Here is a 14,569-nt window from a genome sequence, read left to right on the forward strand (position 1 = left end):
TCATTTTGGGTATTAACGTTTAACAGAACGTGACATACCAGCAAAACGTTGTTTGAACTTGTCGATACGACCGCCAGTGTCAACGTTCTTTTGCTTACCAGTGTAGAATGGGTGGCAAGCTGAACATACGTCTAGATAAAGAGTTTCTTTACCAAGAGCTGAACGAGTTTCGATTACGTTACCACATGAACAAGTAGCAACTAAAGTTTCATATTTTGGGTGAATATCGGCGCGCATCGTCGATTACTCCATTAGATTCAAGAAGGTTTAGCTGTCATCGCTATTGATCACTCTCAAATGAGGAAGCAGGAACATCGTTCATGCAGATCAACACCACAACAGACCATTCTTTTGGCCCACCGAGACGGATACCGTCAGAGCTAAGCACAACAAGTGGGCGTCATTATACGTGAAACGAATTCAATATGCGAATTATTCTTCAGCTTCTGATCCAGCCTCTTTGGCCCACAGATTGGCAATAATCCCGCAGACCATCAACTGAATCTGATGGAAAATCATGATCGGCAGGACAATCATGCCCAGCGGCTGGCCAATAAATAAAATTTGCGCCATCGGTACTCCACTGGCCAGGGTTTTTTTAGAACCACAAAAGAATGCCGTTTTCTGGTCAGCGCGGCTGAAGCCCAGCCAGCGTGGAATATAAAGTGATAATAACATCACAATGGTGAGTAACACCGAGCAAGCCAGCAATAGCAGCAACAAGGTACTCAGGCTCACTTCATTCCACAGACCAGCCACTACGGCGCTACTAAAAGCGCCATACACCACCAGTAAAATCGAACCTTGATCGAAAACCTTGACGATTTTTGGCATTTTCATCATTTGCGGATAGATCCATGGACGCAGAATCTGTCCTAAAATAAACGGCACCAAGAGCAGCAGTGTAATCTGGATAATCGATGAAGTCGGATCAAAACCATGATCAGATTGACCGAGAATAAAAAATGCCACCAATAATGGGGTAATAAACATACCGATCAAATTGGAAAAAGAGGCGCTACATACCGCCCCGGCGACATTGCCATGAGCCACCGAAGTAAATGCGATCGAGGACTGCACAGTGGATGGCAGGAAACACATAAACAGGAAACCCCAATATAGTTCCTGTCCGAGCATCGGTAATAAAATCGGCTTGGCCAAAAGTCCGAGAATTGGAAACAAAGCAAAAGTTAGCGCAAAAACCAAAGTATGCAATTTCCAGTGCATAATGCCTTGCAGCACAGCTTCACGAGACAGTTTGGCGCCGTGCAGGAAAAACAGGATGGCGATCGCTCCTGTCGTCACCCAGCCAAAGACTTCAGCCGCCTTCCCCGAAACTGGCAGCACACTGGCCAGCAAAACCATCACAAACAACAGTATCGTAAACCGATCCAATGCCAAGAACTTAAGCATATCCCTATAATCCCTCAGATTTTATTGTTTGATATAAAAATGCCCGGCTATCTTAACAGATGCCGGGCCCATGCTATGCACTCAGATTGATGTAATATTTTCATCTATACATGAATGCATTTCATATATCTCGCTACATCACACTTAGTTATTACGTGCATTGTTGTCTTGCTGGATCAGCTCGATCTTGTAGCCATCTGGATCTTCAACAAATGCAATTACAGTCACGCCACCTTTCATTGGGCCAGCTTCACGCACCACATTACCGCCACGCGCTTTAATCTCTTCGCAAGCCTTGTAAGCATCATCAACTGCAATCGCGATATGACCATAAGCATTGCCCAGTTCATAGCTGTCTGTATCCCAGTTATGCGTCAATTCCAGTACGGTGTGATTTTCTTCATCGCCATAACCGACAAAAGCCAAGGTAAAACGGCCCTCTTCGTAATCACGCTTACGAAGCAAAGTCATGCCAAGTACTTCAGTATAGAACTTGAGAGATTGTTCTAAATTGCCTACACGTAACATGGTATGCAGCATGCGCATATTAATCATCCTTCTGTACAGATTGTTGTTGGTGTTCACCGAGCAGTTTTGCGACCCAAACCACCAGAATCAGGATCGGAATCCCGATTAGAGTAGTCAGCAGGAAGAAATTCGGATAACCGATATTGGTGACTATAGTACCCGAATATCCGCCTAAAATCTTAGGGGTCAAAGTCATGAGTGAGCTAAAAATCGCATATTGAACAGCGGTAAAAGACACACTGGTCAAGCTCGACAAGAATGCAATAAACGCAGCACCAGCCAGCCCAGCAGCCAGATTGTCGACAATAATAGCAAAATAAAGCCACTTGTCGCTATAAGGTTTAATTACCTTACCACTGACTTCGACTGTATCTGAACTGTTGCCATCCACCACTGCCAAGGGCTGAATATCGACATCCAGATTCTGGGTACTAGCCAACTGATCATTGACCTGATAAACATGCGTGGTTTGCTGAAGTGCCTGATCATCTTGCATCAAGACTGCACTGATAATATGTGCAGGTGACTGAATCAGTTGCTGTGCAGGAATCGCGGCAGTAAATACGCCTTCACTTTCCAGTTTTGCCTCAATATTCTGATCATTGATTTGCAAAACAATCTTTTGATTCTCTTGCAGTGCTTCACCGACATACTGGCCACGCACCACAATGGTCTTGTCCTGTTCAGCTACAGTGAGGGTATTGTCACTGGTAATCGGCAGGATCTGTAACTGGGTGCTGCCCTGTTCTGCAGTCAAATACGGCATACTGACCTGCACAGGCGCTTGATTGGTATTATCTGTATTAAGATAAGCGGCTGACACTTGCAGCTGTTTACTCTGCGCCAGCACAGCACTCGATATATCCAGCTTCCAGTAACCAACTTCATCGGTCTCTGCCTGATAAACCTGATTACCGGCTTTAACTTCGACAGCTGCCAGTTTTTCACCAGACTTGACCAGTCCGATAAAAATCAGGTTGGTAGAACAGGCCAGTACGGCACCGACAAACATCAGTTTCATGATGTTCATCTTCTGGGCCAAGAGCCCGCCAAGGAAACCACCGACTAAAGAGAAAATCACCCCATAGACTTTAACGGCCTCGGCAATCTGTTCTTTACTGAAATTCAGGTCCTGATAGAACACATTGGAAATGACGCCGGCAATAATATCGGAAACCCGATAAAAACCGATCAGCAATAACAACACCAATGCCAGTTTCAAGCCATAACGTTTAAAGAAATCTGCAACCGGATTGACCCAGGTTTCATAGGCCATTTGCTTGTTAACCGCACCCATTTTTACCAAGCTTGCACCAATCGCAAAGGCCACTGCACCCGAGCCAACAAAGCGCAAAGCTTCAAAACAGAACAAGGCAAAGGTATCTTGAATGGCGAATTGTTCGGTGATGCTGGCCACCAGATTGCCCGAATAGATATAGCTCAAGACAAAACTGATCACCGCCACAAAAAATACGGCGACTAAACGGAAATAATCACTGCGCACATAGTGTTTTCGCACACGGTCAACCTGCGGCTCCCGAATGGACAGTGTGGTGATAATACCGACCAGCATGACAGCAGCCATCGCCAGATAGGTCCATTTCCAGGCATCATAGATATAGTTGCCTTTCGCAGTTCCCAAATAGGCCGCCAGAAACAAGGCACCAGCACCGGCCACAATCATCCCGATCCGGTAACCTGCATTATAGGTGGAAGCCAATACGGTCTGCATCTGGGTTTCCGCCAGCTCAATCCGGTAGGCATCAATCACAATATCCTGCGTTGCTGCGGAGAAACCAAGCAGGACAGCACCGAGCGCCATTTGCTGTAAATGTGTGGCACCCAAAGCCGGATCAGAAAAGGCCATAATGGAAATGGCACAGACAATCAGAATCTGCGCAATCAGCAACCATGCACGACGACGTCCCAGAGCCTTGGTCAGAAAAGGGACAGGAAGTTCATCAATGAGCGGTGCCCAGACGAATTTAAACGAATAGCCCAATGCGGCCCAGCTAAAGAAAGTTACTGCACTTTTGCTGATTCCGGCCTCACCTAACCATAAAGACAGACTGGAAAAAATCAGAAGAATCGGCACACCAGCCGAAAATCCCAAGAACAGCATGATCAATGCACGTCGATCTAAAAATGCTGTAAATGCGGATTTCCAACCCGTCGTTTGTGTTGTCATTGCTTTATTATTTTCCGCAGAAAAACCAATTGCTGCTATTCAATCCTGTAATAGCGTATCTTTCAACAAGATTTATATATTTATCACATTTCCGGTTTTTTATTTTCTGGCAAAAGCGACATGTTGGCTTGAATTTTTCAAGTAAATCTGTATACCTTAACTCTCATCAACGTAATATTTCGTTTTGGATTTTCAACAGTGACCCAGAGACTCGATCAAATTAATTCTTCTATTGCCAGCAACACCAGCACAACTCCACAAAAAATCCGCTCAGATTTACTTATCTCTGCATTTGAACAAAGCGAAATTAAAAATACTCTGGACCATACCCGGTTAACATCCACCCAGCTGACGCACATTCCAAACTTAGAAAAAATTCCTGCGTCAACCAAACGGATCAAGCCCCTGAATAACTTTTTGGGCCAAGATCGCGCACGCGCCTCAGTTGAGGCCGGGATTGCCCTGCCTTATTCCGGCTATAACATTTTTGCTGTCGGTACCGCAGGTCTCGGTAAACGCACCATGGTGAAGCGTTTGCTGCAACAGCACGCCAAAACTATGGAAACCCCGAATGACTGGGTGTACGTCAATAACTTTCAGAACCAGCGTCAGCCGATTGCGCTAGAACTGCCCTCAGGTCAAGGGCCGAAATTTCAGGCAATGTTAAATCAAAGCTGGCAAACGATCCTCAAGCAGCTTGAGCGCCGTTTTACTGCAGAAACCTATCACAACCGCATTGAAATGATTCGTCAGGAAACCGGGGATGAGCAGCAGCAGGCACTGATCGAACTGACCAAAGAAGGCGCAGAACTGGATCTGAAGCTGATCTCGCGACATGATGAGCACTGTTTTGTCCCTGTGCATCTGATTGATGACAAATTGCAGGAAATGTCTCAGGAAGATCTGAATGCCTTAAGCAACAAAGATCGTGCCGAACTGGCGTCCAACATGCGCTATATGGACAAGAAACTGGAACGTCTGGGTTTGCATCTGGGTGATCTGGAAGATGATGCACGCGATCGCGTACAGATCCTGAACCGCGATATCGCCAAGCAGGTGGTCTTACCGCGAGTCGAACAGATTCTGGCAAAATTCAAACATGTGGAAGGTCTGGAACATTACCTGAAATATTATGCCGAAGACATTATCAACAATGTCGAAATTGTGCTGGAACAGGAAGAAGACGATTTCACTCCGGCACTGTTCAGTCGCGTTCCAGCACGTTATCAGGCCAATGTGATTATTACCCATAAGCCGAACAGTGGCGCACCGGTAATCTTTGAAGATTTTCCAACGCATTACAATTTATTGGGGCATGTGGAACAACTGACCCAAAATGGTACGATTACCACGGACTTTACTTTGATTCGTCCAGGTACATTGCATAAGGCCAATGGCGGTTTCCTGATGCTGGAAGCGGAACAATTGCTGGAACAGCCCTATGCATGGCAAGGCTTGAAGCGCGCGCTTAAATCGGGGCATTTAAAACTGTCCTCGCTTGAGCATATGATCACGTTAACCGGCAGCATTTCGATTGAACCTGCTTCGATTCCATTGAATATCAAGGTCATCTTGCTGGCTGAGCCTGAAATTTATTATGAAATTTTAGAGCTTGAACCAGAGCTGGGCAGCATCTTTAAAATCCGTGCTGATTTTACCGATACATTACAACGTAATGACGACAACGAGCAGGCCTATATGCAGCTGATTGCCGACTATGTGCAATCGGATAAATTACTGCCTTTTGACCGTTCCGCTTTGGCGGCATTGCTCACAGATTCCAGCCGTCAAGCCGAAGATCAAAGTTCATTGTCATTACATGCCCTGACGCTGGGCGATCTGATCCGTGAAGCACATCATCATGCCTTCCAGGCCGGTGACAAGATGGTTTCAGAAAAACATATCAATACCGCACTGGATCACCGTAAATATCGTCTTGGCTATTTACGTGAACTGTACTGGCAGGATCTGACCCGTGGTACCCAACTGATCGAAACCCGTGGTCATCGTCTGGGCCAAATCAATGCCCTGTCCGTCATTCATTATGCTGATGTTGAGTTTGGTCTGCCTTCACGTCTGACTGCTTCGGTTTACCAAGGTGGCGGTGATATTCTGGATATCGAACGCAGTGTGGAACTTGGTGGCTCTTTGCATGCCAAAGGCGTGTTACTGATGTCATCCTTCCTGAAAGCGCATTTTGGTCGTGAACAGACCTTACACTTCTCTGCTGCACTGGCCTTTGAACAAAGTTATGGTCAGGTCGATGGTGACAGTGCCACTGTTGCGGAACTTTCTGCCTTACTGTCGGCCATCAGCCAGTTACCGATTGATCAGTCATGGGCCATTACCGGTTCCATGAACCAGCTGGGACAAGTACAGCCGGTAGGTGGTGTGAATGCCAAAATTGAAGGTTTCTTTGATGCTTGCAAGTTACAAGGTCTGACCGGAAAACAAGGTGTGATTATCCCGCGTCAAAATATGCAGCATCTGATGCTGCGTAAAGATGTCACCATTGCTGTGGAAGAAGGTCAGTTCCATATTCACGCGATTGATACCATTGATCAGGCGCTGGAAATCCTGATGGCGCGTCCTGTCGGTACCTTGGATAAAAAAGGTCGCTATAGCAAAAATTCAATCTATGCCGCAGTGATGGCACAGCTGGATTATTGGCAAGCGATTGAAGATGGTGCCGAACTGGTCGAAGTGCCGAAGAAAAAGAAAAAAAAGAAGAAGAAAAAAGACAAGAAGCAAATCGTCGAGCCACAAACTGAAGTTGAATCTAATGCTTCGACAGTTGAAAAGCCGGATGCAGCGACAGAGGATTAACTCTGACCTTGCCCCAGGCAAAATAGAGACAAAAAAAAGCGCTTCTCAATGAAGCGCTTTTTTAGCTCTGAACTTAATTTAATACAAAATTAAGCATCAACTGCCGGGCTGTACTGTTCAACTAAAGGCTTTAATTCACCTTTTTGGAACATGTCGAGCATGATATCACTACCGCCGATCAACTCACCATTGATCCAAAGCTGTGGAAATGTCGGCCAGTTGGCGATTTGTGGTAACATCGCGCGAATGTCCTGGTTTTCCAGAATGTTTACATAAGCAAACGGACGACCAATTTGACTGAGTGCTTCTACTGCACGTGCAGAAAAACCACATTGTGGAAATTGCGGTGTGCCTTTCATGTAAAGAAGTACTGCGTGTTTTGCAATTTGGTCACGAATTAACGCTTCGGTATCGCGTGCTTGTTCAGTCATTGATAAATCCTCAACTCATCTGTCTCGCATTATACCCAAATCCAGGCAAAACAGTATGTCTAAAGCAATAATTCCAATTTTATTTACAATTACCCTTTAAATCTGAGCGGGTTTTTGCTTATATAAGTTTTTCTTTCCACCTAACAGTTAAGAGTTAGTCATGAATAATATTACCCTCGCACCGGTACAAACTGATCAACCGTCTCATTTGATGCCTGTTTTTGGCCGTCAACCGATCAGCTTTGTCCGAGGACGAGGTGCATATCTTTATACCGAAGATGGTACAGAGTATTTAGATGCATTAACCGGCATTGCCGTATGTGGTTTGGGACACGCGCATCCAGTTATTGCCGAAGCGATTGCTGAACAGGCAGCGACCCTGATTCATACCAGCAACCTGTTTGAAGTGCCTTGGCAAACCGCTGCCGCACAGAAACTGGCTGAAGTTGCAGGCATGGAAGAAGTATTCTTCTCAAACAGTGGTGCAGAATCCAATGAAGGTGCAATCAAAATTGCACGTAAATTCGGTCATATGCAAGGCATTGCTTCACCAAAAATTATTGTTGCTGACCAGTCTTTCCATGGTCGTACCATGGCCACCCTGTCTGCTACAGGCAATAAAAAAGTGCAAGAAGGTTTTGGCCCGCTGGTTGAAGGTTTTATTCGTGTACCTTTTGGTGATATCGAAGCAATTGAAGAAGCTGCAATCAATCATCCGGATATCGTAGCGATTTTGGTTGAGCCTATTCAGGGTGAAGGCGGTGTCAATACCGCACCTCAAGGTTTCAGCTATTTAGAAGAAATTCGCCAAATCTGCAACCAGCATAACTGGCTGATGATGCTGGACGAAGTGCAAACTGGTAATGGCCGTACCGGTAAATACTTTGCTTATCAGCACACCAATATTATTCCGGATGTACTGACCACAGCCAAAGGCTTAGGAAATGGCTTCCCGATTGGTGCAGTCATGACCCAAGGTCGTGGCGTCGGTGTATTAACTGCTGGAAATCACGGTTCTACCTATAGCGGTACAGCACTGGGTTCGCGTGTGGTCTATACCATTCTCGATATTATGCGAAAAGAAAATATCGTCGCGAATGCGGCTGAAAAAGGTGCTTATATCGTTGACCAGCTACGCAACAAACTGGCAGATCAAAATGTCATCGTACGTGGTTTCGGTCTGATGATCGGGATTGAATTACCAAAAGAATGTGGTGATCTGGTTGCGATTGCACGCAATGAATACAAGATGATTATCAATGTCACTGCAGGCAATGTCGTTCGTCTGTTGCCTACCCTGAATATTACCCAGGAGCAGGCAGACCAGTTGATCGAACGTCTGGTAAAAATGATCAAAGCTTATTTGGCATAAAGCCCTAGCCTAAAAATTAAAAAAGCCGCTCTAAAGCGGCTTTTTTATTATTCTGCATTCTATGATGCGTTTTGTAACATACGTCCGCCAGAGATCTGGCTAAAATATTGTTTCAAGGTATCAAGACAACGAAGAATTTTTGTAGGTTGTTGTTCACGTTTCGGAATAACCGCATACAGTGTAATCGGTGGCAGTCTCCATTCAGGCAGAACTTCAACTAAAGTACCGTTAAGCAAATCCTTTTTAGCATCAAGATATAAAACCTTGGCAATCCCATTGCCCTGCAAGCACATCGATTTCGCAACCAAACCGTTATTGGTACTGAAACGGGATTTCAGTTCAAATTCGGCTTTTTCTGCAGTATTTACATGTTGAAAATGGTAATACTGATGGTTTTTAAGCTGTGTCAAAGGTAAGACCTCATGATTTTTAAGGTCATCAGGTCTCGAAATAATAGTGCTTTGATTAATATAACTCGGTGTCGCCACCAGAATTTGCTCAATCTGTATCAATGGCACAACCTGAAGATTATGCTCATCATTTTTCTGTTCAAATCTTAGGGCGATATCAACCCGCCCATCCAACAAATCAACCTCATGATTGTTTGTTTCTAAATGTACTGCCAAGCCACGATGTGCAGCCATCCAATGAGAAAGTGCAGGAATCACATGATTCGCGCATAATTCTGGCAAAGAAACGATACGCAGCTCGCCCACGAGATCATCACGTAACTCATTGATCCGGACTTTACCGCGTTCAGCAGCAGATAACATTTCTTGACAGCTATGGAAAAAAGCTTGTCCCGCTTCGGTCAGACTTAATTTTCTCGTCGAACGATTTAGAAGTACGACTTCCATATCGTGTTCTAACGAGCGAATTTGTTGACTGACGGCGCTGGTCGTAATCCCTAATTCACGGGCAGCACCGCTAAACGAGTTTTTCTCCACAACGCAAGCAAAGACACCCATTGCTCGAAGTTGATCTAACATAAATTTCCCTCTAAACTTATGAGGTGCTTCATCATTTGATAAAAGCAACTTATTGTATTATACGGCGAAATTTACACTTTGCATTATTTATTTAATTGTTTGGTAAAACTGCAGTAGGATTAATAGGTTTGCCGTCTAAGCGCACCTGAAACTCCAGCATGGTACGGTTTGTACCGGTCGATCCCATTTCTGCAATTTTTTGACCAGCCGTTACATTTTGGCCACTTTTCACATTCAATTTACTGTTATGTGCATAAGCCGTGATATAGCCATTGATATGCTTCACCAACACCAGATTGCCATATTCTTTCAGGCCATCAGCAGCATACACCACCTGCCCGTCTGCTGCTGCAAATACCGGATCACCGACATTGCCACTATAACGGGTGCCCTTGATATTAGAAGCTAAATTGTATTGCTGAAGAATCGCGCCATTCGATGGTTTTACCCAACGTAGACCTGCTGCAGTAGATACTGGTGTAACCGGTGCAGATGTATTGACGCGTGGTGTGGTTTGTACTGTGGTTGCTGGCGTAACCGGTGCCGGTGTAGGCACTGCAATTGTTTGACGCTGGATTGGCGCTGCCTGAGTCATAGCCTGAGTACTGGTGCTACGGCGCGCAGTATTGGTTTTCAGGCGGATTGATTGTCCGACATAAATCCGGTAAGGCGCACTGATATCATTCATCTCGGCAACACTGATATAGTTCAGTCCATAACGTGCTGCAATCCCACTCAATGTATCTCCTGAACGCACCGTATAGAAATCAGGAGCTGTTGCATAACGCGTTGCATTATTCACCTGGGGTTTGGTAGCACAACCGGTAATTACTCCTGTAGAAATAACAACGGTCGATAAAACGAGGGTTTTAATCAGGGTTGCAGGCGAAGCTACGACACATTTCGGTAACACCAAGAACATTATCTTCCTCTCTAATGCTATACGGTTGCAAAATTCCGTTAAGATTAGCAAAGTTTTACGGCAATATACTTGCAATCGCGAGTTTTTCACAAAGTTATAACACTAAGGACGCATTTTCTGCCAATTGTGTTTGTAAATTCCGCAGACTCTCATAATTGGTAGCATCCATCTGAATCGGGGTAATACTGACATAGCCATTGGCGACCGCAGAGAAGTCCGAATCAATTTCGTTAAATCCTGGCTTAGGGTCTGCGACTGCTTCTCCTGAGAGTCCAATCCAGAATACCTGACGACCACGCGGATCTATATGACTCGTCACCGGTTTAGACTGACGGCGGCGACTTTGATATGTCACTTTTTCACCCTGCAATTCAGTTACATCTGGAATATTGATATTAAAAATATGTCGCTCAGGCAGAATAGGCAAACCACGAGCAATAAAATCATGCACCCATTCGGCGGCCAACTGATAATCCTGAGGCTGCTGATAGCCACGTACATTCGGCCCACTCAGTGATACGGCAATCGCAGGATGTTTAGTTAAACGACCTTCAAAGGCCGCCCCGACTGTACCGGAATACAAGATATCATCTCCCAGATTTGCGCCGCTATTTATCCCGCTAACCACCAGGTCAAATTCAAAATCAAATAGCCCGTTCATAGCCAAGTAAACGCAATCTGCCGGCGTCCCATTAACCGCCCAGACATCAGGAGAAATCTGGATTGGGCGTAAAGGGCGGTCCAAAGTTAAGGCACTAGAAAAGCCACTGCGTTCACTTTCCGGTGCCACAATCACCACTCGCCCCAAAGGCTTTAGCGCTTGCGCCAAAGCCTGAATACCGGGTGCAAACACCCCATCATCATTTGAAACTAAAATATTCACTAAAAAATCTCGTTACGCTAAAAAATGACTGACTAGGACATTTCATTGTATTAGTGCAGGAATTATATATATTTATTGCTCGACATCCATCTTTATAATATGTGGCTCAAGATGATTAAAAAATTCTCTTTATTTAGCGCTCTCACTTTAAGCTTGGCAGCATTTATTTCCCCTTCAGTCATGGCAAACGATCTGACTGTTGAAGAAAACAATACCATTGTAAAAGAAGATATTGCATCAGCACAGGTTATGGCTGAAGTTTGCCCGGCAATCATTGGTCAAAATCCAAAATTTAACAGCACCGTTGAACAATTGATCCAGTCTTATCTTGCAGACTACTCAGATAAAGGCATGAGCTATCAAAAGCTACAGGCAGACAGTGAATATAAATCTTTACTTGAAGAAGCACGTCAGGGTGCAAAGCAAACCAGCTCAGACGAGCAGAAAACTGTCTGTGAAGAAATGCTGAACTACCAAGGCTAAGCCAGCTAAATTTTCAAATAAGACGGTGTAAACATCGTCTTATTTTCTCTTACAGATTTATTCATAATTCTACAGCTTCGCTACATTTTCCCACTTTTCAATTTCAAAAATAAGTTTAAGCTAGGCAAATTATTGTTCTAAATCCATTTTTTGAGTTTTCAATGAAAAATCCAATATTCCAAGCTTTAACATTCTGCGCAATTTCTGCCGCCACTCTTTTGGGAACTTCTGCATTTGCAGCCGATGAAAACATTAATGTTACCCCAACTCAGCAAGTGACCAAACAGGAACTGGCAGCCATTTATGTTCTTTCAGAAATCTGTCCAAGCATGGTCAAAGACAAGTCACAGTTTAATCAGGGTTATACCAAGCTGGTGACTGAGTATATGCCGGGCCAGCGTAATCCGGTTGAAAGCTTAAACCAGATGGCTAAACAGAACGATTTCCGCAATATTCTGGCCGAAGCACAATCGGATGCCAAGAAAGCCGGCAAGAAAAAAAATCAGGTGATTTGTAATGAATTAACCACCTATAACAATTAAGCTGCTTTTCTGCCGATAACTTACAATACTTTTGAAATAAGACCGGGTTTCCCATAGAAGTCAGCCTAGCTTTGTCCTAAAATGCTAGGCTCTTCGTGCTTACATCAAGATATAGGAACCCACTAGAAATGACCCAAAAAACTGCCCTTGCTGCATTATTATTAGTTCCTAGTTTTAGCTTTGCAGCAACTGTCCTATCTGCACCACCAGAATTGAATAATAAATCCTACGTGCTAATGGACTACGAGACAGGGCAACTTCTCGCTTCAAAAAATGAAAATGAAAAATTAGCCCCTGCTTCAATGACCAAGATGATGACCAGTTACATCATCGAACAAAAACTATTGAGCGGTGAACTCACTGAAGATGAACAAGTGCGCATGAACGAGTCAGCATGGTGTCGCGGCAGTAGCGCGGAATCATGTATGTATGTACCTTTAAATGGTACGGCAACTGCACTTGAAATGCTTCGCGGGATTATTATTCAATCAGGGAATGATGCATCGAAAGCCATGGCTGAACATATTGCAGGGAACGAGGGTACCTTTGCACATATGATGAACCAGGAAGCTAAACGTATTGGCATGACCAATACCAGCTTCGTGAACTCAACTGGCATGCCAGCTGAAGGTCATTATTCAACTGCCAAAGATATGGCAACGCTGGCACAACACATTATTAAAGACAGTTCTAAATATTATCCGATTTATGCGGAAAAAGAATTTACCTTTAATGGCATCAAGCAAGGTAACCGTAATGCCCTGCTATATACTGACCCGAGTGTAGATGGTTTAAAAACTGGCCATACTGATGAAGCTGGTTATTGTTTGACCACCTCTTCAAAACGTGGACCTACACGTTTGATTTCAGTGATTTTTGGTGCACCAACCATGCAGGAACGTGCGACACAAACACGTGAATTGCTGGCTTGGGGTTATGCAAACTTCGAAACCAAAAATGTTCAACCTGCCAAACAGGTACTTGCCAAAGCCAAAGTTTGGTTTGGTAAGGAAGATGAAGTTCAGATCGGTCTTGCGGAAAACTTTAACGTGACCATGCCAAAAGGTCAGGCTAATGCGATTAAAACCCAGCTGGTGGTTCAACCTAAACTGACTGCACCTTTACAGCCTGGTCAGGTCGTAGGTAAATACGTAGCGACTCTGGATGGTAAAGTAATTTCAGAAAAACCATTGGTGGCTTTAAACGCGGTTGAAGAAGCTGGTTTCTTCGCACGTATGCTCGACCACATTAAACAGTTCTTCTCAAACTTGTTCTAAGTTTAAATAAACTGTTTTAGTCCCGGACTAAGACCAAAGCACTCATTCAGATGGGTGCTTTTTATTTTATACTATGCACATGATCCTTAAACTTTTAATGAGCAGATCACCATGAGCCAAAACATTCGTTCTTATTTAGACACGACTCCAGAAATTGATAAATCGTGTTATATCGATCCGATGGGAATCGTGGTCGGCGATGTGGTCTTGGCTGAAAATGTTTCTGTCTGGCCTTTTGCCGTGATTCGTGGTGATGTTAATTCAATCCGGATTGGTAAAAATTCGAATGTTCAGGATCATGCCATGTTGCATGTCAGTCATAAAAAAGCCGATAAACCGAATGGTTCGCCTTTGATCATTGGTGAAGATGTCACGATTGGCCATCATGTGACATTGCATGGTTGTACGATTGGTAATCGTGTACTAATTGGGATTAACAGCATTATTCTGGATGATGTCATCATTCCGGATGATGTGATGATTGGTGCAGGTACGCTAGTTCCACCAGGCAAAGTCTTAGAGAGTGGTTGGCTCTATGTGGGCAGCCCTGCCAAAAAAGCGCGTCCACTCACTGAAAAAGAAATGGCATTCTTGTCTTATTCTGCACAGAATTATGTGAAAGTCTCTCGAAATTATCTTGGGTAAATCAAAATAAACAGATCTCTTTATTTTAATCCTTTGGTTTAATTCTTGCTTTAAAACAAGCATAACTCGG

Annotated in this window: 14 protein-coding genes; 6 read left to right on the forward strand and 8 right to left on the reverse strand. The window is 44.3% G+C overall.

The window, feature by feature from the left end; translation table 11 throughout:
• Nucleotides 1–12: 12 nt before the first annotated feature.
• The 4 genes from rpmE to F894_RS06600 all read right to left on the reverse strand — a co-directional run bounded on the left by rpmE (nucleotide 13) and on the right by F894_RS06600 (nucleotide 4,129).
• The gene (gene rpmE / locus F894_RS14895) at nucleotides 13–237 is read right to left on the reverse strand and encodes a 50S ribosomal protein L31 (protein ID WP_004279743.1); all 225 of its coding nucleotides are present in this window, start codon (nucleotides 235–237) and stop codon (nucleotides 13–15) included.
• Nucleotides 238–432: 195 nt separating this feature from the next.
• Nucleotides 433–1,413 (reverse strand): bile acid:sodium symporter family protein, encoded by a 981-nt coding sequence (locus F894_RS06590; protein WP_005107352.1) that lies wholly within the window; start codon nucleotides 1,411–1,413, stop codon nucleotides 433–435.
• Between the two features lie 144 nt (nucleotides 1,414–1,557).
• Nucleotides 1,558–1,959 carry a lactoylglutathione lyase gene (gloA, locus tag F894_RS06595; RefSeq protein WP_004279741.1) on the reverse strand — a complete coding sequence of 134 codons (402 nt, stop codon included), beginning with the start codon at nucleotides 1,957–1,959 and terminating at the stop codon, nucleotides 1,558–1,560.
• A 1-nt stretch (nucleotide 1,960) separates the two neighbouring features.
• Entirely contained in the window at nucleotides 1,961–4,129 is a 2,169-nt protein-coding gene (locus tag F894_RS06600) for an AmpG family muropeptide MFS transporter (protein WP_005246794.1), read from the reverse strand.
• A 198-nt stretch (nucleotides 4,130–4,327) separates the two neighbouring features.
• On the opposite strand from F894_RS06600, the gene F894_RS06605 reads away from it, so the two are divergent.
• Entirely contained in the window at nucleotides 4,328–6,955 is a 2,628-nt protein-coding gene (locus F894_RS06605) for a Lon protease family protein (protein WP_005246795.1), read from the forward strand.
• An 89-nt stretch (nucleotides 6,956–7,044) separates the two neighbouring features.
• On the opposite strand, the gene grxD is transcribed toward F894_RS06605, so the two are convergent.
• Nucleotides 7,045–7,386, reverse strand: a complete 342-nt coding sequence (grxD, locus tag F894_RS06610) for a Grx4 family monothiol glutaredoxin (RefSeq protein WP_005104579.1) — start codon at nucleotides 7,384–7,386, stop codon at nucleotides 7,045–7,047.
• 160 nt (nucleotides 7,387–7,546) lie between these two features.
• Here grxD and F894_RS06615 point away from each other — a divergent pair, with 160 nt between their 5' ends.
• On the forward strand, nucleotides 7,547–8,758 hold the full coding sequence (locus F894_RS06615; protein WP_004279737.1) for an aspartate aminotransferase family protein: 1,212 nt from the start codon (nucleotides 7,547–7,549) through the stop codon (nucleotides 8,756–8,758).
• 59 nt (nucleotides 8,759–8,817) lie between these two features.
• On the opposite strand, the gene F894_RS06620 is transcribed toward F894_RS06615, so the two are convergent.
• From F894_RS06620 to surE, 3 genes are all read right to left on the reverse strand, one after another.
• Nucleotides 8,818–9,747 (reverse strand): LysR family transcriptional regulator, encoded by a 930-nt coding sequence (locus tag F894_RS06620; protein WP_005246797.1) that lies wholly within the window; start codon nucleotides 9,745–9,747, stop codon nucleotides 8,818–8,820.
• 91 nt (nucleotides 9,748–9,838) lie between these two features.
• A complete protein-coding gene (locus tag F894_RS06625) occupies nucleotides 9,839–10,669 on the reverse strand; it encodes a peptidoglycan DD-metalloendopeptidase family protein (protein ID WP_005246798.1) in 831 nt (276 codons plus the stop codon).
• Between the two features lie 94 nt (nucleotides 10,670–10,763).
• Nucleotides 10,764–11,552 (reverse strand): 5'/3'-nucleotidase SurE, encoded by a 789-nt coding sequence (gene surE / locus F894_RS06630; RefSeq protein ID WP_005246800.1) that lies wholly within the window; start codon nucleotides 11,550–11,552, stop codon nucleotides 10,764–10,766.
• 111 nt (nucleotides 11,553–11,663) lie between these two features.
• Between surE and F894_RS06635 the strand changes: the two genes are divergently transcribed.
• The 4 genes from F894_RS06635 (at nucleotide 11,664) to F894_RS06650 (ending at nucleotide 14,499) form a co-directional block, all read left to right on the forward strand.
• Entirely contained in the window at nucleotides 11,664–12,035 is a 372-nt protein-coding gene (locus tag F894_RS06635; RefSeq protein ID WP_004279733.1) for an MCR_0457 family protein, read from the forward strand.
• 161 nt (nucleotides 12,036–12,196) lie between these two features.
• Nucleotides 12,197–12,577 carry an MCR_0457 family protein gene (locus F894_RS06640; RefSeq protein WP_005104587.1) on the forward strand — a complete coding sequence of 127 codons (381 nt, stop codon included), beginning with the start codon at nucleotides 12,197–12,199 and terminating at the stop codon, nucleotides 12,575–12,577.
• Nucleotides 12,578–12,705: 128 nt separating this feature from the next.
• On the forward strand, nucleotides 12,706–13,854 hold the full coding sequence (gene dacC, locus F894_RS06645; RefSeq protein ID WP_004279731.1) for a D-alanyl-D-alanine carboxypeptidase PBP5/6: 1,149 nt from the start codon (nucleotides 12,706–12,708) through the stop codon (nucleotides 13,852–13,854).
• 111 nt (nucleotides 13,855–13,965) lie between these two features.
• On the forward strand, nucleotides 13,966–14,499 hold the full coding sequence (locus F894_RS06650; protein WP_005246802.1) for a gamma carbonic anhydrase family protein: 534 nt from the start codon (nucleotides 13,966–13,968) through the stop codon (nucleotides 14,497–14,499).
• Nucleotides 14,500–14,569 lie beyond the last annotated feature (70 nt).

Source organism: Acinetobacter sp. CIP 51.11 (assembly GCF_000369665.1).
Lineage (GTDB): Bacteria > Pseudomonadota > Gammaproteobacteria > Pseudomonadales > Moraxellaceae > Acinetobacter > Acinetobacter lwoffii_S.